Annotated in this window: 24 protein-coding genes; 22 read left to right on the top strand and 2 right to left on the bottom strand. The window is 53.8% G+C overall.

Annotated features, from left to right (window positions below):
• Positions 1-173: 173 nt before the first annotated feature.
• The 19 genes from ACQG1Y_RS16910 (at position 174) to acpS (ending at position 17,209) form a co-directional block, all read left to right on the top strand.
• Positions 174-353 carry a hypothetical protein gene (locus tag ACQG1Y_RS16910; RefSeq protein WP_016156674.1) on the top strand — a complete coding sequence of 60 codons (180 nt, stop codon included), beginning with the start codon at positions 174-176 and terminating at the stop codon, positions 351-353.
• A 10-nt stretch (positions 354-363) separates the two neighbouring features.
• Entirely contained in the window at positions 364-861 is a 498-nt protein-coding gene (locus tag ACQG1Y_RS16905) for a type II toxin-antitoxin system death-on-curing family toxin (protein WP_016247130.1), read from the top strand.
• A gap of 79 nt (positions 862-940) precedes the next feature.
• Positions 941-1,291 (top strand): phage tail protein, encoded by a 351-nt coding sequence (locus ACQG1Y_RS16900; RefSeq protein ID WP_016247131.1) that lies wholly within the window; start codon positions 941-943, stop codon positions 1,289-1,291.
• Positions 1,291-2,061 (top strand): phage minor tail protein L, encoded by a 771-nt coding sequence (locus tag ACQG1Y_RS16895; RefSeq protein ID WP_057060592.1) that lies wholly within the window; start codon positions 1,291-1,293, stop codon positions 2,059-2,061. The genes ACQG1Y_RS16900 and ACQG1Y_RS16895 overlap by 1 nt, the downstream gene beginning before the upstream one ends.
• A 99-nt stretch (positions 2,062-2,160) precedes the next feature.
• Positions 2,161-2,910 (top strand): hypothetical protein, encoded by a 750-nt coding sequence (locus tag ACQG1Y_RS16890; RefSeq protein WP_139136419.1) that lies wholly within the window; start codon positions 2,161-2,163, stop codon positions 2,908-2,910.
• Positions 2,911-2,952: 42 nt separating this feature from the next.
• Positions 2,953-3,684, top strand: a complete 732-nt coding sequence (locus tag ACQG1Y_RS16885; protein ID WP_057060591.1) for a C40 family peptidase — start codon at positions 2,953-2,955, stop codon at positions 3,682-3,684.
• Entirely contained in the window at positions 3,672-4,271 is a 600-nt protein-coding gene (locus ACQG1Y_RS16880) for a tail assembly protein (RefSeq protein WP_016247134.1), read from the top strand. Before ACQG1Y_RS16885 ends, ACQG1Y_RS16880 begins: the two co-directional genes overlap by 13 nt.
• Before the next feature lie 55 nt (positions 4,272-4,326).
• Positions 4,327-8,502 carry a phage tail protein gene (locus ACQG1Y_RS16875; RefSeq protein ID WP_426736849.1) on the top strand — a complete coding sequence of 1,392 codons (4,176 nt, stop codon included), beginning with the start codon at positions 4,327-4,329 and terminating at the stop codon, positions 8,500-8,502.
• A gap of 63 nt (positions 8,503-8,565) precedes the next feature.
• Entirely contained in the window at positions 8,566-9,450 is an 885-nt protein-coding gene (locus ACQG1Y_RS16870) for a gp53-like domain-containing protein (protein ID WP_426736848.1), read from the top strand.
• 1 nt (position 9,451) lies between these two features.
• The gene (locus ACQG1Y_RS16865; protein ID WP_045356987.1) at positions 9,452-9,886 is read left to right on the top strand and encodes a tail fiber assembly protein; all 435 of its coding nucleotides are present in this window, start codon (positions 9,452-9,454) and stop codon (positions 9,884-9,886) included.
• Positions 9,887-9,950: 64 nt separating this feature from the next.
• Positions 9,951-10,190: a hypothetical protein gene (locus ACQG1Y_RS16860; protein ID WP_053520668.1), complete on the top strand. Its 240-nt coding sequence runs from the start codon at positions 9,951-9,953 to the stop codon at positions 10,188-10,190.
• The gene (locus ACQG1Y_RS16855; RefSeq protein WP_057060590.1) at positions 10,190-10,513 is read left to right on the top strand and encodes a hypothetical protein; all 324 of its coding nucleotides are present in this window, start codon (positions 10,190-10,192) and stop codon (positions 10,511-10,513) included. Before ACQG1Y_RS16860 ends, ACQG1Y_RS16855 begins: the two co-directional genes overlap by 1 nt.
• Before the next feature lie 182 nt (positions 10,514-10,695).
• The gene (gene lepA / locus ACQG1Y_RS16850) at positions 10,696-12,501 is read left to right on the top strand and encodes a translation elongation factor 4 (protein WP_368740540.1); all 1,806 of its coding nucleotides are present in this window, start codon (positions 10,696-10,698) and stop codon (positions 12,499-12,501) included.
• 15 nt (positions 12,502-12,516) lie between these two features.
• A complete protein-coding gene (gene lepB, locus ACQG1Y_RS16845; protein ID WP_006811565.1) occupies positions 12,517-13,491 on the top strand; it encodes a signal peptidase I in 975 nt (324 codons plus the stop codon).
• A 223-nt stretch (positions 13,492-13,714) separates the two neighbouring features.
• Positions 13,715-14,395: a ribonuclease III gene (gene rnc / locus ACQG1Y_RS16840; protein WP_003860711.1), complete on the top strand. Its 681-nt coding sequence runs from the start codon at positions 13,715-13,717 to the stop codon at positions 14,393-14,395.
• Positions 14,392-15,297, top strand: a complete 906-nt coding sequence (gene era / locus ACQG1Y_RS16835) for a GTPase Era (RefSeq protein WP_003860709.1) — start codon at positions 14,392-14,394, stop codon at positions 15,295-15,297. Before rnc ends, era begins: the two co-directional genes overlap by 4 nt.
• Before the next feature lie 17 nt (positions 15,298-15,314).
• A complete protein-coding gene (gene recO / locus ACQG1Y_RS16830; RefSeq protein WP_265448336.1) occupies positions 15,315-16,022 on the top strand; it encodes a DNA repair protein RecO in 708 nt (235 codons plus the stop codon).
• A gap of 75 nt (positions 16,023-16,097) precedes the next feature.
• A complete protein-coding gene (gene pdxJ / locus ACQG1Y_RS16825) occupies positions 16,098-16,829 on the top strand; it encodes a pyridoxine 5'-phosphate synthase (RefSeq protein WP_015572143.1) in 732 nt (243 codons plus the stop codon).
• Positions 16,829-17,209, top strand: a complete 381-nt coding sequence (gene acpS / locus ACQG1Y_RS16820) for a holo-ACP synthase (RefSeq protein WP_015572144.1) — start codon at positions 16,829-16,831, stop codon at positions 17,207-17,209. Before pdxJ ends, acpS begins: the two co-directional genes overlap by 1 nt.
• On the opposite strand, the gene ACQG1Y_RS16815 is transcribed toward acpS, so the two are convergent.
• Positions 17,206-17,466, bottom strand: a complete 261-nt coding sequence (locus tag ACQG1Y_RS16815) for a YfhL family 4Fe-4S dicluster ferredoxin (protein WP_003860704.1) — start codon at positions 17,464-17,466, stop codon at positions 17,206-17,208. The genes acpS and ACQG1Y_RS16815 overlap by 4 nt on opposite strands.
• A gap of 56 nt (positions 17,467-17,522) precedes the next feature.
• Positions 17,523-18,371 (bottom strand): MurR/RpiR family transcriptional regulator, encoded by an 849-nt coding sequence (locus ACQG1Y_RS16810; protein WP_003860702.1) that lies wholly within the window; start codon positions 18,369-18,371, stop codon positions 17,523-17,525.
• A gap of 118 nt (positions 18,372-18,489) precedes the next feature.
• Between ACQG1Y_RS16810 and murQ the strand changes: the two genes are divergently transcribed.
• From murQ to yfhb, 3 genes are read left to right on the top strand one after another with little or no spacing between them, the layout of a single operon-like run.
• The gene (gene murQ / locus ACQG1Y_RS16805; RefSeq protein WP_015572145.1) at positions 18,490-19,386 is read left to right on the top strand and encodes an N-acetylmuramic acid 6-phosphate etherase; all 897 of its coding nucleotides are present in this window, start codon (positions 18,490-18,492) and stop codon (positions 19,384-19,386) included.
• 9 nt (positions 19,387-19,395) lie between these two features.
• Positions 19,396-20,760: a PTS transporter subunit EIIC gene (locus tag ACQG1Y_RS16800; RefSeq protein WP_015572146.1), complete on the top strand. Its 1,365-nt coding sequence runs from the start codon at positions 19,396-19,398 to the stop codon at positions 20,758-20,760.
• 3 nt (positions 20,761-20,763) lie between these two features.
• Positions 20,764-21,399 carry a phosphatidylglycerophosphatase C gene (gene yfhb / locus ACQG1Y_RS16795; protein WP_017383550.1) on the top strand — a complete coding sequence of 212 codons (636 nt, stop codon included), beginning with the start codon at positions 20,764-20,766 and terminating at the stop codon, positions 21,397-21,399.
• Positions 21,400-21,421: the final 22 nt, after the last annotated feature.

Below are 21,421 nucleotides of genomic sequence, written 5' to 3'. Positions count from 1 at the left end.
CCGCGATAAAGTTCGTCGAACATGCATCTATCTTAAGACATAGGCCCATTGCTCAAATATGACGAATGGTATTAAATTGTCCTCAACCACTTGAAGTGGTCATGAAATCTTTGGATGTGTTTACATCCTACAATTTGAGAAAGCACTGCCAAACGTGCATGAGGGTGATAATCATGGGTCACGCATTAAAAAAGGCAGATCGCTTGTACATTCCGCCTCGTGACAAATCCACGGTGGCGAAACCTCGTGCAGCGATCAGCGAAGCATGTTCACACACTGGTCAAGTTAAAAACGCCTTTGAGTTTGGGTTTGCTCGTTATGAGAAGGCGATGGAAGAACTTTCAAAGGTCTGAGTAGAAACGGATGACGATAGAGTATGTTGAAGGAGTCAATTATCTTTCCATTGACGATATCGTTTACATCAATAGGTCTCTGATCGAGACTCAGACGCCAAATGAGCCAATAGGCGTACTGAATCCGAACAACCTCAGTTCTTCACAGTCCAGACCAAGTACGATTCGATATTATGAGCAGACAGACGATATGTTTCGCCTGTCTGCTGTTCTTATTGAAAGCCTGATCCAGAATCATCCATTCGCAAATGCAAACAAACGCACCGCTATGATGGCTGGTTACGTATTCCTGTTGCTGAATGGATATGAGCTTACAGCACCCAGTGATGAGGTCGTAACCATCGCAGAGGGTTTGGCTCGTAAGGATTACTCAGTGGAAGACCTGGAAAATTGGTTATGCCACTGGTCCCGAGAGTACGATTCCAGAACGTTATGTGCAACAGGCGGAAATTCGCTTCAGGCTCTCGTGGCGACTTCACACTACATCCGAATCATATCGAATAACTGAATCCGCTAAGAGGCGGTTTTTTTGCCGACCAATACTGAATTATATAACCCGCTTCGGCGGGTTTTTTTATGGAGCAAATATGGCCGTTGAAACATACAACTGGCGATCTCAGCTCGGGGCTGGCGCGATAGAATATAGTCAAACGGTGCGTGCTGCGCAGTTTGGCGATGGCTACGAACAGGTGGCCGAGAACGGCATCAACTCCACGGCGATCCAGGTGCCAATGAAACACGTTGGCAGTGAGTCTGAGGTAAACGCAGTGCGCGACTTCCTTCTGGCTCATACCGTTAAAGCTTTTATCATCACGCCGCCCGGCGAAGCGAAGGGACTTTATCGGGTAGTCGCCGATTCCGTACGGAAAAATCAGATCAGCAGCAAGTTTGCTGAGCTGACGTTCACCATCAAACGGGCTTACGGAGTGTATGCATAATGGCATTAGTCGATCAGGCGGCGATGCTGGCACCGGGTGGCAGAGTACGCCTGGTTGAAGTTGACGCCTCAGAGTTCAGTGGCGGTATTCACCGTTTCCACTACGCCCCTTTCCCCCATACACCGGAAGAGATCGACGCTGCCAATGGTGATGAAGAAAAGCTCGGACCAAAGCCAATCGTATTCGGTGGCAATACCTACGATTTTTGGCCGTTTCAGGTATCAGGCCTGGAGCTTTCAACAGACCAGGCCGCAGAGCCGACACTCAGCGTTTCCAACCTCGACGGTCATATCACGGCGTTATGCCTGCAATTTAAAGACATGGTTAATGCCAAAGTGAGCATTATCGACACCTATTCGGTTTACCTCGATGCCGTGAATTACCCCGGTGGGATGAACCCGACCGCCGACCCGTCGGTGTTCACGCTTCAGACCTTCTGGCTTGACACGAAAACCTCCGAAGACGACGAAGTGGTTTCATGGTCACTCAGTAGCCCCGCAGACCTGCAGGGGCTTGTTATTCCAACCAGACAAATCACCTCGCTCTGCGAATGGGCGCTACGCGGGCAGTACCGGAGCGGCGATGGATGCACCTATAACGGTACGGCATATTTCGACGCGAAGGGGAATCAGGTTTCAGATCCTGCCCTTGATGTATGTGGTGGTTGCTTCAGTGACTGCCGTAAACGATTTGGCGCCGGCCTGGCTGAACCTGACGCGGCCATCCTCGACTACGGTGGATTTCCTGCTACCACTTTACTGAGCAGGTAATTATAATCTGTCAGCGCGGCTAGACTGGCCAGTCGAAGAGAGTGAACGTAGACACTCCTGCCGCGCACCATCATCTACGCAACCTGCTACGAGGTTTATATGTCACGCATTACTATTTTTCCTGGTGAAAAGTACGGCTATCTTACAATTATTGAAGAAACCAAAGCCCCTAGCCATATAAAAACAAAAGTTCTCAGATACTTTTTGTGCTCTTGTGAATGTGGTGTTGTTAAGAGCATTTCCATGGGGTCACTCCGTAGTGGCGCTGTTGTTTCTTGCGGCTGTTATCATAAGAAAAAAATAACAAAACTGCATAATGGCAAGCCAATCACAGCTTATTCAGGATATTCGTCTTGGACATCTATGCTTGATCGCTGTCGAAATCCTGCTTGCAAGGACTTTCCACACTATGGCGGGCGGGGTATAACAGTCTGCGATGAATGGAGCAACCCCGTGAATTTTGCTCATGACATGGGTGAGAAGCCTAAAGGGTTCTCAATTGAACGCATAGATAACAATAAAGGCTATTCTCCAGACAATTGTCGATGGGCAAATGCTACAGAGCAAGGTCGCAACAAGCGCAATAATCATAAAGTTGTCGTGAGCGGAGAGTCGGTAACTATGAGCGCAGCATGGCAAACAAATGGCATGAAAGAGTCAACTTTTTACAACAGACTAAACGCCGGTATGAATGCCGAAGATGCGTTAGCGAAACCTGTACGAAACCGAATCCCTTACGTAATTTTGAATGGCGAAAAAATGCAACTTAAAGAGGCCGCGTTACGGACTGGCATTAGCAAATACATTCTCAGGAAAAAGGTTAGGCCCGACCTCTCCATAACCATCTAGATAACCAAACCCGCTTCGGCGGGTTTTTTTACGGACTAACCCATGAATAAAACCATAATGGCAGCTATCCGGGCGCATGCACTGGAGGAATCCCCGCGTGAGTGCTGTGGCTTCGTTATTCAGTCAGGCCGTCGCCAGCGCTACATTCCTGTGCCGAATACGCACGAAAATCCGACAGAGCATTTTCGCATCGACGGCGAGCACTGGGCTAACGCCGAAGATATCGGGACGATTATTCGCGTCATTCACTCCCACCCTGGCGACGGTGCCCGGCCTATTCCGTCCGATCTGGACCGACAACAGTGCAATAACTCCGGCGTGGTCTGGGGCATTTACGCGCCGGACAGCGATGAATACGCCGAGATAATGCCGGAGGCGGTGCCGCTTATTGGGCGTCCGTTTATCCTGGGCTCGAATGACTGCTGGGGGCTGATTATGGACTGGCACGCCATTCAGGGCGTCACGCTGAACGATTTTCGCGTCGATTACCCATGGTGGGAAAGCCAGTACCCGGACAATCTCTATTTCGAAAACTGGGAGCGGGAAGGGTTTGTCGAATGCGACCCGTCGCCAGGCTGTATGGTCATCATGCAGGTTGAATCCAGTAAGTGGAACCACGCGGGGATCATTACCGAGGAAGGTGAACTGCTTCACCATCTGTATGGGCAGCCATCCTGCATCACGCCGTATGCGCGTGGTTATTTCAAAGACAGGACGATGATCTGCGTCCGTCACAAGGACCTGCCACAGGAGATAAAGCCATGGCGCGTTTAACCACTATTCGTCTGTATGGCGCACTGGGCGCCCGGTTCGGGCGCGTGCATAAACTGGCAGTGCAGACATCTGCCGAAGCGGTCAAAGCCCTGTGTATCAACTTCGACGGACTGGAAGACTATCTAATGAATGCAAAAAAAAATGGCATGACCTTCGCGGTGTTTCGCGGTAAGCGCAACATAGGCGTGCAGGACTTCCAGGAGCTGGCAGGCGATAGCGATATTCGCATAGCGCCGGTTATGGAGGGGGCGAAGAAGGCGGGTATGTTCCAGACCATCTTGGGGGCAGTGATGGTGGTCGCCGGTATTATCGTCGGCGTGGCGACCGGCTGGACCGGTGTAGGTCTCACCTTTGGTGCCGGACTTATCATGTCGGGCGCGTCAATGATGGCTGGTGGAATTTACCAGATGCTTTCGCCCCAGCCCAAAGGGTTACAAGGGCGAGACGATCCTGACAATAAACCCTCATATGCCTTCGGTGGCTCGGTGAATACCCTTGCGATGGGTAACCCGGTGGCGCTTCTTTATGGTGAGCGCGAGATTGGCGGCGCCATCATCAGTGCCGGCATAGTCGCAGAAGACATCTGAAAACTCCTTTCTGAATATCAAGCACCCAGTCGGGTGCTTTTTTTATGGATGTAATATGGAAGCGATCACTGGTGCAAAGGGTGGCAGCCAGAAGCAGCACACACCTGTAGAACAACCTGATTCGGCGCAGTCAATGGCGCGCTGCCGCATGCTGCTGGCGCTCGGGGAAGGTGAGTTTGCTGGTGGTCTGGATGCGACCAGCATTTTCCTGGACGGTACGCCGCTGGGAAACGCCGACGGAACAATGAACTTTGAAAACGTTTCCTGGGAATTTCGGCCGGGAACACAGACCCAGACGCCGATTCCGGGTTTTCCCGCAGTGGAGAACGAAACTACGGTTGGCGTATCTCTGACAAAAGCCACGCCCTGGACGCGCGCGCTGAGTAACACTCAGATTGACGCTGTGCTCGTTCGCATTGGTATTCCGGGTTTGCAGCAGCAGGAAAACGACGGGGATATTGTCGGCACTACCGTAAAGTACCATATCGATCTTGCTGTAGATGGTGGTGCGTTCTCTACGGTCATGACAAGAACCGTGACAGAGAAACTCAGTTCTCTCTATGAACTGACCCATCGCATTAATCTTCCGAAAGCCAGTACAGGCTGGCAGATTCGCGTGGTACGCGACACCGACGACAGCACCAGCCAGATGTTACAGAATAAAACGCAGGTACAGGCAATCACTGAGGTGATTGATGCGCGCCTGCGCTATCCCCATACAGCGCTGCTGTATGTGTCGTTCAACGCCAAATCGTTCAACAATATCCCGAAGGTTTCCTGTAAACCTAAGGGGCGCATTATCCGCATCCCTTCGAATTACGATCCGATAGCCCGAACCTATAGCGGCACATGGGACGGGACGTTTAAGTGGGGCTGGACGAATAACCCAGCATGGATCTGGTTCGATGTGCTCACTGAGCCGCGTTTCGGACTTGGCCGCCGCGTGACGCCAGAAATGCTCGATAAATGGGAGCTTTATCGCATAGCGCAGCGCTGTGATCAGCTTGTACCAGATGGAAAAGGCGGTAGCGGCACAGAGCTGCGCTTCATGTTTGACGTGTACATTCAGGCGCAGGCCGACGCCTGGCAGGTGATCAAGGATATCGCCGCAGGCTTTAACGGCATGACGTTCTGGGGCAACAACATGTTCAATGTTGTCTCGGACATGCCGGCGGATACGTCGAAGCTGCAAATCCTTACCCGCGCTTCGGTGGTGGGCAAGCCGGTTTACTCGAGCGGCAGTGAAAAGACCCGCTTCTCCAGCGCGCTGATTAACTTCAGTGACCCTGACAATCACTATCAGGACCGCACCACGGCAGTGATGTTTCCGGAACTGGTGAAGCAGTTCAAGTTTAAGCAGACACAAATCACTGCGATCGGTTGTACGCGTGAGAGCGAGGCGCAGCGGCGTGGCGGGTGGGCGGTGTATTCCAACTCCCTTGACCGCATTATCACGCTTCAGACTGGACTTGATGGCTTTGTATTCGTGCCGGGTACCGTATTTGCGTTTGCAGATGAACGCCTGTCAGGGCGCGTTTACGGCGGGCGTATCACCGGGTATAACGCTGGTCTTAAGGCCGTGACCACTGACCGGGGCACCAGTGCGGTGGCGGGCGATACGCTGATGATTCGCACCCAGGGCGGTACCGTCGAAAGCCGGGTGATACAGGCCGTAAATGGCACGCAGCTGATCGTGTCCACGCCGTTCACGGCGGCGCCATTACCTAATGCCGTGTTCGTAATTGATGCTGGTCAGCTGCGCCTACAGTATTTCCGGGTAACGAACCTAAAATTTGATGATGAGGAAAATACCTTCACCATTACCGGTGCGGAGTATAACGCGTCGAAATACGATGCCGTTGATAACAACGCTCGTCTTGATACTCCACCGATAAGCCTGATTCCGACCGGGCTCGTGAACCAGCCGACCAACATCATGGTATCGAGCTATGATGCGGTTCGCCAGGGGCAGCGCGTGGCCACGCTAACCGCCACATGGGATGCGCCAGTTGATAAAGACGGCAAACTGCAGTCGGACGTCATCGCATACCGGGCACAGTGGAAACGCGGAAATAACGAATGGGTAAACGTGCCTGAAACCGGGTTGCGAAATATCGAAGTGCCTGGCATTTTCGAGGGCGATTACCTTGTGCGCGTCCGTGCGATTAACTCTGTGGGAGCGTCCAGCCTTTGGGCCACCTCTGCGTTGACCCATCTTACCGGCCGCACCGGTGACGTGCCCAAACCTGTCGGACTAACTGCAACAGAGGATATTGTATTTGGGATCAACATTACATGGGGTTTCCCCGCAGATACCGCCGACACCCTGAGCACGGAACTGCAATACAGCGCTTCAGTCGATGGGGCAAATCCAATGCTTTTGGCGTCGGTGCCGTATCCTCAGAAACTCTATCAGCAGATGGGGCTGAAGGCAGGGCAGGAATTCTGGTACCGGGCACGGCTGGTTGACCGCATCGGGAATCAGAGCGAATGGACCGACTGGGTGCGCGGGCAGGCCAGCATCGATGTTTCCGATATCACGGATGCAATCCTTGAAGACATCAAAAGCTCTGAAGTCTTCAAGGACCTGATCGAGGATGCCGTGGCCAGCAGTGAAAAACTGGCGGAGCTGTCCGATGCAATTAAGGAGAACGCCGATGGCCTGGCTGCTGCCGTGGGTTCGAATAAGCAGACCGCCGAAGCAATTATCGGCAATGCTCTGGCAATTGCTGATGTTGTTGTGCGGCAGACTGCGCAGCAGGGCGCAAACTCTGCGACATTCGAACAGCTCCGGGAGGTGATCGCCACTGAGACGGAGGCGCGAGTTACTGATGTTACCCGTCTTGAGGCAAAAACTGCGCAGAATGAAGCCGGTATTACTGATGTTCGCCAGGCATTAGCGACGGAAACTGAAGCGCGCGCTTCTGCGGTAAGCCAATTGACTGCTGCCACGCAGGCCGCCTCTGATAAAGCTGATTCAGCTGCTGCTGTAGGTGCTCAGAATACAGCATCAATCACTGATCTTAGCCAGGTAGTCACGGACCTCGATTCCTCAATGGCATCACGTCTGGAAGAACTGGGTGCACAAACTGATAAGGCCAGCGGCGGTATTCAAAACAATGCTATCTCGCTGATCACCAGCACGCTCGCTCAGGTTAACCAGCGTAACCTTCTGAGCGTGCAATATGGCGATAACAAAGCCGGTATTGAGCGGGTCGATAATGTAATGGCCGATGCCAGTAAAGCTGTTGCTGTGTCGTTGCGCACCCTTGACTCCAGTGCCGGTGGAAACACCGCGAATGTCACTGATCTGTCAAAGACGCTTGCTGACTTCACACAGGCTTCGGCAACTCAGAACAATTCGCTGAAGGTCACTGTAAATGGCCAGCAGGCCGCTATTGTCCAGAATGCTCAGGTATCAGCTGACATCAACAATAACCTGAATGCGATGTACAGCATTAAGGTTGCTGTTGATTCTAATGGTAATCAGTATGCAGCAGGGATGGGGATTGGTGTTCAGAATACGCCATCTGGCATGCAGTCGCAGGTTCTCTTCCTGGCTGACCGCTTTGCTGTGATGACTCAGGCGGGAGGGACTGTGACTCTGCCGTTTGTTATCCAGGGTGGACAGGCTTTCTTTAACGATGCGTTTTTCCGCAACGCCAGTATTGAGTTCGGGAAAATCACTGATTCACTGAAGTCGGATAATTTCGTTAGCGGCTCGGCTGGCACTGGCTGGAACCTGCCGAAAAGTGGCAACGCTGAGCTGAATAACGTCACGATCCGGGGAACGGTATACGCCACTAACGGCAGCTTTAAAGGTACGGTAGAGGCGACAACTTTTGTTGGTGATATTGCAAACGTGGGGATTGGCAGTGACGTCAATATTTCTGGCGGCGGGGTTGCGACAAAAACAATCACGTTTACGGATTCCTCATCAGCGGCACTGAGTAAATCAGCACTTCTTGAGGCGCTGATTTATGTTTCTTCAGTGACTGGCACCACAACGGTCTCCATCACTCTCAGCATCAACGGGAATACACGCGATTTAGGCACAATCAATGTGCCAGCCGGGAACAGTGGGCTCTGGATGACCGTAAGACATGCAGTGAAGGGGATTACCTCAGCCACTGTAACCGGCGTCATAACGGTTACCGGCACCGGGACGGCCAGCAAAATCATTTCATCCCCGACATTAACAATTACCCGCGGTACTGGCTCTTTTGCCTGACCTTCTGATATTCAACCTGATTTATAACCCGCTTCGGCGGGTTTTTTATTGCCTGGAGAAAACATGATTTATACTACTGGCACTATCGCCATCAGCGGAAACACCCTTACAGGTACCGGCACAAACTTCACTGCTGCTGGTTCTCTTATTCGTAACGGCTGTACCGTTATTGCAATGACCAGCCCTGTGCAGGTATTTCAGATTACCACCATTGGCAGCGCAACAAGTCTCACCGTTACGCCAGCTGCTAACCCTGCAATCCCTGCTGGAACAAAATACGCCATTCTTCTCAGCGACAGCCTGAGTGTCGATGGTCTGGCGCAGGATATTGCTGAAACATTCACGATGTACCAGCGCTATATGAGCGGTTTCGCGGATGTGATGAACGGCACCACAGATGTCACCATCACGATTAACGGTGCGGCCGTCACGGTACCGGGTCAGAAGTCGCTGGCTAAAAAAGGAGCCAACAATGATATTACAAGCCTGAGCGGGTTGACCACGGCGCTAAGTATTGAACAAGGTGGCACTGGAGCAAAAGATACTTCGGGAGCGCTTGCCAACTTCGGGATAAAGACTGCAGCGATGCGTGATGTCGGAACTGGCCATAATCAAATACCCGATATGGGGGGGTTTTCAGTATCACTGGGGGTTAATGGCTGGGCAAAATTACCTAATGGTTTGATATTCCAATGGGGCTCCGCAGGCCCATTAACCCCACAAAACCCTGATGCAATAGCGAATTTCAATATTACATTTCCAAATAAATGTTTATTTATTACTGAACATGACCAGGGGAATGCAGCTCGAAAAACTGAAGTTCAAATTGGTTATTTAACAAATACAGCTTTCACTTTATATAATTTAGGCATTCTGGACAGGACAGCTCCGACCGGACTCCAGCCACCGATTACGGCATATGTCCCCTGGTTTGCGATAGGATATTGATATGAGCAATTACGTTTATAGCCCTAAAAATAATGCATTTTATGCTGTGTCGCTAAAGGATGCGTATGAAATGGCAGGCTCCTGGCCTGACGACAGTAGCGATATTAGTGATGAGATGTTCATTGAATTTACCGCGAGCGCACCTGAAGGCAAAGTGAGGGTCGCCGGAGATGACGGCATGCCGGTATGGGCTGATATTCCACCCAAGACTCCCGAGCAGTTGCAGGTTCAGGCTGAAAAAGAGCAGCAGCATTTACTTAATACTGCCAGCGTCATTACTGAGGACTGGCGCACAGAGCTGGCTCTTGGAATTATCAGCAATGATGATAAGGCTAAATTGACTGCGTGGATGGGGTATATAAAGCAAGTTAAGTCCGTCAAGATTGAGGAAGCCAAAGAACCGGGATTCAGCTGGCCTGAACAGCCGGCAATGTAAACCTCCTTGATCTGCACACCCTTTAAAACTACTGTATATAAAAACAGCAAAAGGAGTGCAGATCATGCCCCGCAAATCAGACATTCACAGCGCATTTGTCGCTGCCATACACCTAAACCCTAAGGGTTATCAGTGCCTTCGCACCGACGACTTTATCCGAGAACTGCGCGCCAGAAACTGGCATTTCAGCCAGAAAGATGCCAACGAGTGGATTGAGTATTATCAGGAGTTCTTCGTCGACAAGACGCCGGACAACAGCGAAAACCGTCTCTGGATGCTCCGCAACATGGGGAGGGTTCACTGATGGGATTTGCATCACCAGCAGCTGATTACGTTGAGCGCCAGCTCACCCCCGAAATTCTGTGCAACATGGGCGCCGATAGCAGGGTTCTTGAAACTGATATGGGATTCGCGGTTATCGAGCCTGTAGTGATGAAGACGCCAGGAGATGTGTTACTGATTTTGTGCGACGGGCACACACAGTTTGCCAAGCTGATGGGGCGATCGCTCATAACAGACGACGGCGAACCGATCGAAGGGTCTGCTCTGGAAGAAGTTGAGGTATTGGGTAGAGTGACGTTCTTCATCAACCGTGCGCTGGGCGATGATGAATGCCCAACAATTTAATTTTCATTGCTTAACCGTAGGCACTCGTTATCACACGATGAACAGGAGATCGTATGCTGACGATTTGGGCGCTACAGTGTAATATGCATGCCAGTCGTTGATGGGGTAGTTACTGTGGAGTGTCCACCGCTGTGTCCATCAAGAAGATTTAATCCGCATAGCGAGTAAATAAATTCATACATATGAAGAACATAAGAAATTTCTCCATCATTGCTCACATTGACCACGGTAAGTCGACGCTGTCTGACCGTATTATCCAGATTTGCGGTGGCCTGTCTGATCGTGAAATGGCAGCCCAGGTTCTGGACTCCATGGACCTGGAACGCGAACGCGGTATTACCATCAAAGCGCAGAGCGTGACGCTCGACTATAAAGCTTCCGATGGTGAAACCTATCAGCTGAACTTTATCGACACCCCAGGGCACGTTGACTTCTCTTATGAAGTGTCACGCTCGCTGGCGGCCTGCGAAGGCGCGCTGCTGGTGGTGGATGCCGGGCAGGGCGTAGAGGCCCAGACGCTGGCAAACTGCTACACCGCCATGGAAATGGATCTCGAAGTGGTGCCGGTTCTGAATAAAATCGACCTGCCAGCCGCCGATCCTGAGCGCGTAGCGGAAGAGATTGAAGACATCGTCGGTATTGATGCGACCGATGCAGTACGCTGCTCGGCGAAAACCGGTGTCGGTGTTCCGGACGTACTGGAACGTCTGGTGCGAGATATTCCGCCGCCGGAAGGCGACCCGGATGCGCCGCTACAGGCGCTGATCATCGACTCCTGGTTTGATAACTACCTCGGCGTTGTCTCGCTGGTGCGTATTAAAAACGGCACCATGCGTAAAGGCGACAAAATCAAGGTCATGAGCACCGGCCAGGTCTACAACGCTGACCGTCTGGGCATCTTCACGCCAAAACAGGTTGACCGTACCGAACTGAAATGCGGCGAAGTGGGCTGGCTGGTCTGTGCAATTAAAGACATCCTCGGCGCGCCGGTGGGCGATACCCTGACCGGTGCACGTAACCCGGCAGATAACGCGCTGCCAGGCTTCAAAAAGGTGAAACCGCAGGTTTATGCGGGTCTGTTCCCGGTCAGCTCTGACGATTACGAAAACTTCCGCGATGCGCTCGGAAAGCTGAGCCTCAACGATGCCTCCCTGTTCTACGAGCCAGAAAGCTCAACGGCGCTGGGCTTTGGCTTCCGCTGTGGCTTCCTCGGTCTGCTGCACATGGAGATCATTCAGGAACGTCTGGAGCGTGAATACGATCTGGATCTGATCACCACCGCCCCGACGGTTGTCTACGAAGTAGAAACCACCTCGAAAGAGGTGATCTACGTCGACAGCCCGTCCAAGCTCCCACCGCTGAATAATATTCAGGAACTGCGCGAGCCTATCGCAGAGTGTCACATGCTGCTGCCGCAGGAGTTCCTCGGTAACGTGATCACCCTGTGTATTGAGAAGCGTGGCGTGCAGACCAACATGGTTTACCACGGTAACCAGGTGGCGCTGACCTATGAAATTCCGATGGCAGAAGTGGTGCTCGACTTCTTCGACCGTCTGAAGTCTACCTCCCGTGGCTATGCGTCGCTGGACTACAACTTCAAACGCTTCCAGGCCTCGAACATGGTTCGTGTGGACGTGCTGATCAACGGCGAGCGTGTGGATGCGCTGGCGCTGATCACTCACAACGATAACGCACCGTACCGTGGTCGTGAGCTGGTTGAGAAGATGAAAGATCTGATCCCGCGTCAGCAGTTTGACATTGCGATTCAGGCGGCCATTGGTAACCACATCATTGCCCGTTCAACCGTGAAGCAGCTGCGTAAAAACGTTCTGGCTAAGTGCTACGGCGGCGACGTCAGCCGTAAGAAAAAGCTGTTGCAGAAGCAGAAAGAAGGTAAGAAGCGTATGAAGCAGGTCGGTAACGTTGAGCTGCCGCAGGAAGCATTCCTTGCCATCCTTCATGTTGGTAAAGACGGTAACGGTAAATAACCTTAAGGAGTTGGCATGGCGAACATGTTTGCCCTGATCCTGGTCATCGCTACCCTGGTGACAGGTCTGTTGTGGTGCCTCGATAAGTTTATCTTCGCCCCAAAACGCCGTGAACGTCAGGCTGCCGCGCAGGCAGCCACGGGCGATGCGCTGGACGCGAAAACCCTGAAAAAAGTCGGCCCAAAACCGGGCTGGCTGGAAACAGGGGCATCGGTATTCCCGGTGCTGGCGATTGTGCTGGTGGTGCGTTCATTTATTTATGAACCGTTCCAGATCCCGTCAGGATCGATGATGCCAACGCTGCTGATCGGTGATTTCATTCTGGTTGAGAAGTTTGCCTATGGCATCAAAGATCCGATCTATCAGAAAACGCTGATCGAAACGGGTCATCCGAAACGTGGCGACATCGTGGTGTTTAAATATCCGGAAGACCCGCGGCTGGATTATATTAAACGCGCGGTAGGTCTGCCGGGCGATAAAGTGACCTACGATCCGGTGGCAAAAGAGGTGACCATTCAGCCAGGCTGTAGCTCTGGCACCGCATGTGAAAATGCGCTGCCAGTCACTTACTCCAACGTTGAGCCAGCTGATTTTGTGCAGACCTTCGCCCGCCGTAACGGCGGTGAAGCGACCAGCGGATTCTTCCAGGTGCCAAAAGGTGAAACCAAAGAGAATGGCATTCGTCTGGTTGAACGCAAAGAGACGCTGGGCGATGTTACTCACCGCATTCTGACCGTGCCCATCGCACAGGATCAGCTGGCAATGTACTACCAGCAGCCAGGCCAACAACTGGCGACCTGGATTGTGCCGCCGGGACACTACTTCATGATGGGTGATAACCGCGATAACTCTGCGGACAGCCGTTACTGGGGCTTTGTGCCGGAAGCGAATCTGGTCGGTAAAGCAACCGCTATCTGGATGAGTTTTGAGAAGCAGGAAGGCGAGTGGCCGACCGGTGTTCGCCTGAATCGTATTGGCGGAATTCATTAATTTTCGCCAAAAATAACACGTAGCGGCTTTTATTCGCCGCTACGTGAATTATTTCAGCGATAAATCTCTTTGAACTAACGACATCCCCTGTCGTTGTGTATAGAATATTCCCCCGAAGTTTAAGGTTGGCCCTGCAAGGGTGCCACGGCACACGAAACCGCGTTGGTTTTCTCAGGTCGGTTTCGTGTGCTGCATTTTTGACGCATTCATTTATTGGTATCGCATGAACCCCATCGTAATTAATCGGCTTCAACGGAAGCTGGGCTACACTTTTCATCATCAGGAGTTGTTGCAACAGGCATTAACCCATCGCAGTGCCAGCAGCAAACATAATGAGCGTCTCGAGTTTTTAGGCGACTCTATTTTAAGTTTTGTGATTGCAAATGCGCTTTATCATCGTTTTCCGCGTGTGGACGAAGGTGATATGAGCCGCATGCGCGCCACGCTGGTGCGCGGCAATACCCTCGCTGAAATCGCACGCGAGTTTGAGCTGGGTGAATGCCTGCGTCTGGGGCCAGGTGAGCTGAAAAGTGGTGGTTTCCGTCGTGAATCCATCCTTGCCGATACGGTCGAGGCATTGATCGGTGGCGTGTTCCTGGACAGCGATATCCAGACCGTAGAAAAGCTGATCCTTAACTGGTATCAGACCCGCCTGGACGAAATCAGCCCGGGCGATAAACAAAAAGATCCTAAAACGCGTCTGCAAGAATATTTGCAGGGTCGTCATCTGCCGCTGCCATCCTATCTGGTGGTGCAGGTGCGTGGCGAAGCCCACGATCAGGAATTTACCATCCATTGCCAGGTCAGTGGCCTGAGTGAACCGGTGGTCGGCACGGGTTCAAGCCGTCGTAAGGCTGAACAGGCTGCCGCCGAACAGGCGTTAAAAATGCTGGAGCTGGAATGAGCATCGACAAAACCTATTGCGGATTTATTGCCATCGTCGGACGTCCGAACGTTGGCAAATCCACCCTGCTGAATAATCTGCTTGGGCAGAAGATTTCTATCACCTCGCGTAAGGCGCAGACCACGCGTCACCGCATCGTCGGTATCCATACTGAAGGTGCGTATCAGGCGATCTACGTCGATACACCGGGCCTGCACATGGAAGAGAAGCGCGCCATCAACCGTCTGATGAACAAGGCGGCGAGCAGCTCCATTGGCGACGTAGAGCTGGTGATTTTCGTTGTGGAAGGCACCCGCTGGACGCCGGACGACGAAATGGTCCTGAACAAGCTGCGCGACGGCAAAACGCCGGTGATCCTCGCAGTCAATAAAGTGGACAACGTGCAGGAAAAAGCCGATCTGCTGCCGCACCTGCAATGGCTGGGCAGCCAGATGAACTTCCTGGACATCGTCCCGCTGTCTGCGGAAACGGGTCTGAACGTTGATACCATTGCGGGTATCGTGCGCAAGCATCTGCCGGAAGCGACTCATCACTTCCCGGAAGACTACATCACCGATCGCTCTCAGCGTTTTATGGCGTCTGAAATCATCCGTGAGAAGCTGATGCGTTTCCTGGGCGCTGAACTTCCGTATTCTGTGACGGTGGAGATCGAGCGTTTCCAGAGCAACGAGCGTGGCGGCTACGATATTAACGGTCTGATCCTCGTTGAGCGTGAAGGGCAGAAGAAGATGGTGATCGGCAATAAAGGCGCCAAGATCAAAACTATCGGAATCGAAGCCCGTAAAGACATGCAGGACATGTTTGAAGCACCGGTTCACCTGGAACTGTGGGTGAAAGTGAAATCTGGCTGGGCCGATGATGAGCGTGCGCTGCGCAGCCTCGGTTACGGCGAAGATCAGTAACCTAAGACGACGAGCATATGGATGGATGGCAGCGCGCCTTTGCCCTGCATAGTCGTCCCTGGAGCGAAACCAGCCTGATGCTGGACGTCTTCACGGAAGAGTCCGGTCGCGTGCGCCTTGTTGCCAAAGGCGCACGTTCCAGACGTTCTAATCTGAAAGGTGCCTTGCAGCCTTTCACCCCGCTGCTGGTCCGCTTTGGCGGGCGAGGGGAAGTCAAAACCCTGCGCAGTGCTGAAGCCGTCTCCCTGGCGCTTCCTCTTTCTGGTATCACGCTCTACAGCGGTTTGTATGTTAACGAACTCATCTCACGGGTTCTTGAACATGAGACCCGCTTCTCTGAACTTTTCTTTGATTACCTGCACTGTATTCAGGCACTTGCTGGCGCAACCGGCACCCCTGAGCCTGTTCTGCGTCGTTTCGAACTGGCGCTGCTCGGGCACCTTGGTTACGGCGTCGATTTTCTGCACTGTGCGGGAAGCGGAGACGAGGTAGAAGACACCATGACCTATCGCTATCGTGAGGAAAAGGGCTTTATTGCCAGTGTCGTCGTCGATAACAGCACCTTTACCGGGCGCCAGCTCAGAGCACTGTATGAACGCGAGTTCCCGGACGCCGACACTCTGCGTGCGGCAAAACGCTTTACCCGAATTGCGCTCAAGCCGTATCTTGGGGGCAAACCTTTAAAGAGCCGCGAATTATTCAGGCAGTTTATGCCGAAACGCTAATGTTTTACCCCTCACCCCAGCCCTCTCCCGGAGGGAGAGGGAGAAGGTAAATGAACAAAAATACCGAGGATTGTCATGGCTGAATTACTTTTAGGCGTCAACATCGATCACATCGCCACGTTACGTAATGCACGCGGTACCGCGTATCCCGATCCTGTTCAGGCGGCGTTTATCGCTGAGCAGGCTGGCGCCGACGGCATTACCGTTCACCTGCGTGAAGATCGTCGCCACATCACCGACCGGGACGTGCGCATCCTGCGTCAGACGCTGGACACCCGCATGAATCTGGAGATGGCGGTCACCGAAGAGATGCTGGCGATTGCCTGCGAGACCAAACCGCATTTCTGCTGCCTGGTGCCGGAAAAGCGTCAGGAAGTGACCACCGAAGGCGGTCTGGATGTGGCCGGGCAGCTCGACAAAATGCGCGATGCCTGCAAACGCCTGGCGGATGCCGGTATCCTGGTTTCTCTGTTTATCGACGCCGATTTCACCCAGATTAAAGCCGCTGCCGACGTGGGTGCGCCGTATATTGAAATTCACACCGGCTGCTATGCCGATGCCGAAAACGATGCAGCGCAGGCGAAAGAGCTGGAGCGAATCGCCAAAGCGGCAACCTACGCCGCGAGCCTGGGACTGAAGGTTAACGCCGGTCACGGCCTGACCTATCACAACGTAAAAGCCATCGCTGCCCTGCCGGAAATGCACGAGCTGAACATCGGCCACGCCATCATTGGCCGCGCGGTGATGAGCGGTCTGAAAGAAGCGGTTTCCGAGATGAAGCGCCTGATGCTGGAAGCGCGTCAGTAATGGCTATTCTGGGCTTAGGCACCGACATCGTTGAAATAGCCCGCATTGAAGCGGTGATCGCCCGGAGCGGCGATCGCCTCGCAAGACGCGTGCTGAGCGATAACGAATGGGCTATCTGGGAGGCGCATCAACAGCCGGTGCGCTTTCTGGCAAAGCGTTTCGCGGTAAAAGAGGCGGCGGCGAAAGCGTTCGGCACGGGCATTCGTAACGGCCTGGCGTTTAACCAGTTTGAAGTGTTTAACGATGAGCTGGGTAAGCCACGTCTGCGTTTATGGGGCGAGGCGCTTAAGCTGGCGGAAAAGCTGGGCGTGGCGCACATGCACGTAACGCTTGCAGATGAACGCCACTACGCCTGTGCGACGGTGATCATCGAGAGTTAAATTTTGTCCGCATGGTGCATCAGGACAAACTTATCCCACAGCTGTTCTTCGTTCTCGACGTGTGCCGGATCTTTTAAGATCGTATTGGGAATGGGGCACACCTTCTGGCAGGTCGGCGTCTCATAGTGGCCGATGCATTCGGTGCAGCGGTCGCTGTTAATCTCATAAATGCTGTCGCCCATCGAAATCGCCTCGTTCGGGCATTCGGGTTCGCACATATCGCAGTTGATGCATTTTTTGGTGATTAACAGCGCCATCAGGAAATTCTCAGAAACATCACAAACAGGGCGGGCATTATACGCTCATTCGTTGTTCAGACCAGTTTTTTTACCAGCTCTTCGCTGTGACGAATACGCTCTGGCGCACGCTCCAGATCCTGCTGAACCAGCGCCATAAACAGCAGGTCCGTCAGCATCATCTGCGCACTCGTCGACGAAATCGCCGCACTGCGAGTGGCCTGTTCCTCGGCAATGGTATACAGACAGCGGGTGGCCCGCTGCTGGAGCGCATTCGGGCTGAAGCCAGTAATCGCCAGAATTTTTCCTCCTACGCGCAGGGCTTCGTCGGTAGCCATATTAATTTCACGACGCTCGCCGGAATAGGAGATGGCCAGCAGTAAATCGTCAGGATCCATGGCCTGCACGGTCGCCAGCAGCGCGTGCATATCCTGTTCAACGATGGCGTTATAGCCGATTTTTGTCAGCTTCCAGCCAAAGTTACGCGCAACCAGTCCGGAGGCGCCGATCCCGGTCAACACAATACGCCGCGCGTCGCGAAGCATGGCTACGCTTTCCAGCAGCTTCTCTTCCGTGTTCACATCCAGCGTGGCATGCATTGCCGCCACGTTCTCTTTGATCAGCTTTTCGCCGACCAGACGCATCGGATCGTCGCCGCGGATCTGGTTATGCACCGGCATTGACTGCGGATTAGGGTTGCTTACCAGTGCTTCACTGATCGCCAGTTTTAGCGCCGGAAAGCCTTTATAGCCTATCTTCTGGGCAAATTTCACCACGCTCGACTGGCTCACCCCGGCTTCGCCTGCCAGCTGCTGGGAGCTGAGGTGTCGCGCGCGATCGGGCTGGGAAAGTAAATAATCCGCCAGCTTTTTGTCACTCTGGGCAAACCCTGCGTAGCGCTGGCGAATACGAATTAAACAGTTCATACGGTCTCCTGGCGAAAATGTGATTACCCGCGCAAATACGAATTTTGCTCGCCTGAATGAATTTTATATTCCATTATAGTGCGTTTATTATGAATTAAAAATTCCAGAGGTAAATAACATGAATCTAGGCTCTCTTGTTTCTGAAACGCGTAACCCGCAAACCATGGATCTTGATGCACTGTCCACGCTGGAGCTGGTAAACCGCTTTAATCAACAGGATACCCTCGTCGCGCTGGCAGTCAAAGAGACATTGCCCGAGGTGGCGAAAGCCGTAGACGCCGCTGCCGACGCTCTGAAAGCAGGAGGACGCATTATTTACATGGGGGCGGGTACCAGTGGGCGCCTCGGTGTGCTGGATGCCTCAGAGTGTCCCCCGACCTTTGGCGTTCCGCATGGTCTGGTCGTTGGCCTGATTGCCGGTGGCCCCGGCGCGCTGCTGAAAGCGGTGGAAGGGGCAGAAGACAATAAACAGCTTGGGGAAGACGATCTCAGGGCGCTGAACCTGACCGCGCAGGATCTGGTCGTCGGGCTGGCGGCTTCTGGTCGTACGCCGTACGTCATTGGTGGGCTGGAATACGCCAGACAGACGGGATGTACCACGGTGGCCATCTCCTGTAACCCGGGTTCGCCGATTGCGCAGGTGGCTGCCATTGCCATCTCTCCGGTCGTCGGGCCGGAAGCGCTCACCGGCTCCACGCGCCTGAAATCGGGAACCGCGCAGAAGCTGGTGCTCAATATGATCTCCACCGGCGCGATGGTGAAATTCGGCAAGGTCTACCAAAACCTGATGGTGGATATGCAGGCCACCAACGTCAAGCTGGTGGACAGAGCCTGCCGCATGGTGATAGAGGCGACAGGGGCAGGTCGGGAAGAGGCGGAAGCGGTACTCAAACAGACCGATTACGACGTCAAACCCGCCATTCTGATGATATTAACCGGGCTGGATGCAGCCGCGGCCAGAGCCAGGCTCGAAGCCCATCACGGGTTTTTACGGGCGGCATTAGAACACCAATAAGAGGCGTGTATGGACAAAACAGCAGCGCTCGCCAGCGACATCCTGCTTGGGATCGGTGGGGAAAAAAATATTCAGCGTCTGGAAAACTGCATGACGCGTGTACGCGTCGAGGTGCACAACGACGAAAAGCTTGATTTAACGCGCCTGAAGCAGCTCCCCGGCGTGAGCGGGTACGTTAAACAGGGGCAACAGCACCAGCTGATTGTCGGTCCGGGCAAAGCGGCGCAGGTGGTTGATGCCATGCGCGCCCTGATGACGGGCAGTGAAACGGCTCCCGCCTTTGACGACGCGGAACGCACCAAAGCGCAGGCGAAAGCCAAATACAAAGCCCCCATGAGCGATGCGCTGCGCCAGCTGGCAAACGTCTTTATTCCTCTGATCCCGGCGTTTATCGCATCGGGGCTGATCACCGGGATTATCAATATCCTCAAGCGTCCGGATATTGTCGGGAATTTCGCCACCCAGTATCCGAACCTGCTGGGTATTCTGGCGATTTTCGGCAGCGCGGTGTTTGCCATCATGAACATTCTGGTGGGGGTAAACACGGCCAAAGTGTTCGGCGGCTCGCTGGCGATGGGCGGCGTAATGGCGGGTATCCTCTCCAGCCCGCAGCTGGCGCAGATTACGCTGTTTGGCGAGGCGCTTCAGCCAGGCCGCGGTGGGGTGATTGCCGTGCTGCTGGTGGTCATTCTGATGTGCTGGATCGAGAAAAAGCTGCGCGCGTTGCTGCCAGGCTCGATTGAGCTGATCCTCAACCCGCTGCTGACCACATTGATTACCGGGAGCGTGGCGATTGTGGCGCTGCAACCGTTAGGCGGCGCGATCTCTGAAGCCATCGCCCACGGCGCGTCTCTGGCGATCGATCGCGGCGGGCTGCTGGTGGGGGCCGTGCTGTCCGGGACCTTCCTGCCGTTAGTGCTGACCGGTCTGCATCAGGGGCTGGTGCCGATCCACGTCGAACTGGTACAGGCGCACGGCTATAACGCACTGCTGCCGATCCTGTCGATGGCGGGCGTTGGGCAGGTCGGCGCGGCCATCGCGGTGCTGATGAAAACCCGCAACGCGCGTCTGAAAAAGGTCATTAAAGGGGCGCTGCCGGTCGGGTTACTCGGTATCGGCGAACCGTTGATTTTCGGCGTGACCTTGCCACTGGGTAAGCCGTTCCTGGCCGCCTGTCTCGGTGGCGCGGTGGGCGGGGCGTTAATCAGCTACTGGAAAGTGGCGACCGTCATTACCTTCGGGATCTCCGGTTTACCGCTGGCATTAACCATCGTGACCGGAAAAGTGATGCTCTATCTGTTAGGCTATCTGGTAGCGGTGATCGCCGGGTTCCTGTTTACCTGGCTGTTAGGATTCAACGACCCAGAGGAGTAAGGTTTGGCCAGTCACGAGCGTCGCGTTGTCTTTTTTGATCTGGATGGAACGCTGCATCAGCAGGATATGTTCGGCACCTTTATGCGCTACCTGCTGCGGCGCCAGCCCCTTAACGCGTTGCTGGTATTACCCCTGTTACCCGTTATTGGTATCGCGCTGCTGGTGAAAGGCCGTGCAGCGCGCTGGCCGATGAGCCTGCTGCTCTGGGGATGCACGTTTGGTCATAGCGAAGCGCGCCTTAAGCAGCTCGAACAGGATTTTGCGCACTGGTTTCGCGGGCACGTCGCCGCGTTTCCCGTGGTACAGGCGCGCCTGACCAGCTATCTCGACGCCAACGATGCCGATATCTGGCTGATTACCGGCTCCCCGCAGACGCTGGTGGAGCATGTCTATTTTGATACGCCCTGGCTGCCGCGCGTGAATCTTATCGCGACACAAATCGCGCGCGGCTACGGCGGCTGGGTGCTGACTATGCGCTGCCTCGGACATGAAAAAGTGGTGCAGCTGGAGAAACGCATCGGTACGCCGCTGCGTCTGTACAGCGGCTACAGCGACAGCAAGCAGGACAACCCGCTGCTCTATTTTTGCCAGCATCGCTGGCGCGTCACGCCTCTGGGCGAACTTCAGCAACTCGAATAGTCTTATCTGTACCGGCTGTGTA

Source organism: Enterobacter cloacae complex sp. 397G4, assembly GCF_050031515.1.
GTDB classification, from domain to species: domain Bacteria; phylum Pseudomonadota; class Gammaproteobacteria; order Enterobacterales; family Enterobacteriaceae; genus Enterobacter; species Enterobacter hormaechei_C.
This window is presented reverse-complemented; position numbering and strand designations above follow the sequence as displayed.

Coding starts and splice junctions, on each gene's coding strand:
- ACQG1Y_RS16910 (WP_016156674.1), top strand. CDS start 174: ATGGGTCACGCATTAAAAAAGGCAGATCGCTTGTACATTCCGCCTCGT.
- ACQG1Y_RS16905 (WP_016247130.1), top strand. CDS start 364: ATGACGATAGAGTATGTTGAAGGAGTCAATTATCTTTCCATTGACGAT.
- ACQG1Y_RS16900 (WP_016247131.1), top strand. CDS start 941: ATGGCCGTTGAAACATACAACTGGCGATCTCAGCTCGGGGCTGGCGCG.
- ACQG1Y_RS16895 (WP_057060592.1), top strand. CDS start 1,291: ATGGCATTAGTCGATCAGGCGGCGATGCTGGCACCGGGTGGCAGAGTA.
- ACQG1Y_RS16890 (WP_139136419.1), top strand. CDS start 2,161: ATGTCACGCATTACTATTTTTCCTGGTGAAAAGTACGGCTATCTTACA.
- ACQG1Y_RS16885 (WP_057060591.1), top strand. CDS start 2,953: ATGAATAAAACCATAATGGCAGCTATCCGGGCGCATGCACTGGAGGAA.
- ACQG1Y_RS16880 (WP_016247134.1), top strand. CDS start 3,672: ATGGCGCGTTTAACCACTATTCGTCTGTATGGCGCACTGGGCGCCCGG.
- ACQG1Y_RS16875 (WP_426736849.1), top strand. CDS start 4,327: ATGGAAGCGATCACTGGTGCAAAGGGTGGCAGCCAGAAGCAGCACACA.
- ACQG1Y_RS16870 (WP_426736848.1), top strand. CDS start 8,566: ATGATTTATACTACTGGCACTATCGCCATCAGCGGAAACACCCTTACA.
- ACQG1Y_RS16865 (WP_045356987.1), top strand. CDS start 9,452: ATGAGCAATTACGTTTATAGCCCTAAAAATAATGCATTTTATGCTGTG.
- ACQG1Y_RS16860 (WP_053520668.1), top strand. CDS start 9,951: ATGCCCCGCAAATCAGACATTCACAGCGCATTTGTCGCTGCCATACAC.
- ACQG1Y_RS16855 (WP_057060590.1), top strand. CDS start 10,190: ATGGGATTTGCATCACCAGCAGCTGATTACGTTGAGCGCCAGCTCACC.
- lepA (WP_368740540.1), top strand. CDS start 10,696: ATGAAGAACATAAGAAATTTCTCCATCATTGCTCACATTGACCACGGT.
- lepB (WP_006811565.1), top strand. CDS start 12,517: ATGGCGAACATGTTTGCCCTGATCCTGGTCATCGCTACCCTGGTGACA.
- rnc (WP_003860711.1), top strand. CDS start 13,715: ATGAACCCCATCGTAATTAATCGGCTTCAACGGAAGCTGGGCTACACT.
- era (WP_003860709.1), top strand. CDS start 14,392: ATGAGCATCGACAAAACCTATTGCGGATTTATTGCCATCGTCGGACGT.
- recO (WP_265448336.1), top strand. CDS start 15,315: ATGGATGGATGGCAGCGCGCCTTTGCCCTGCATAGTCGTCCCTGGAGC.
- pdxJ (WP_015572143.1), top strand. CDS start 16,098: ATGGCTGAATTACTTTTAGGCGTCAACATCGATCACATCGCCACGTTA.
- acpS (WP_015572144.1), top strand. CDS start 16,829: ATGGCTATTCTGGGCTTAGGCACCGACATCGTTGAAATAGCCCGCATT.
- ACQG1Y_RS16815 (WP_003860704.1), bottom strand. CDS start 17,466: ATGGCGCTGTTAATCACCAAAAAATGCATCAACTGCGATATGTGCGAA.
- ACQG1Y_RS16810 (WP_003860702.1), bottom strand. CDS start 18,371: ATGAACTGTTTAATTCGTATTCGCCAGCGCTACGCAGGGTTTGCCCAG.
- murQ (WP_015572145.1), top strand. CDS start 18,490: ATGAATCTAGGCTCTCTTGTTTCTGAAACGCGTAACCCGCAAACCATG.
- ACQG1Y_RS16800 (WP_015572146.1), top strand. CDS start 19,396: ATGGACAAAACAGCAGCGCTCGCCAGCGACATCCTGCTTGGGATCGGT.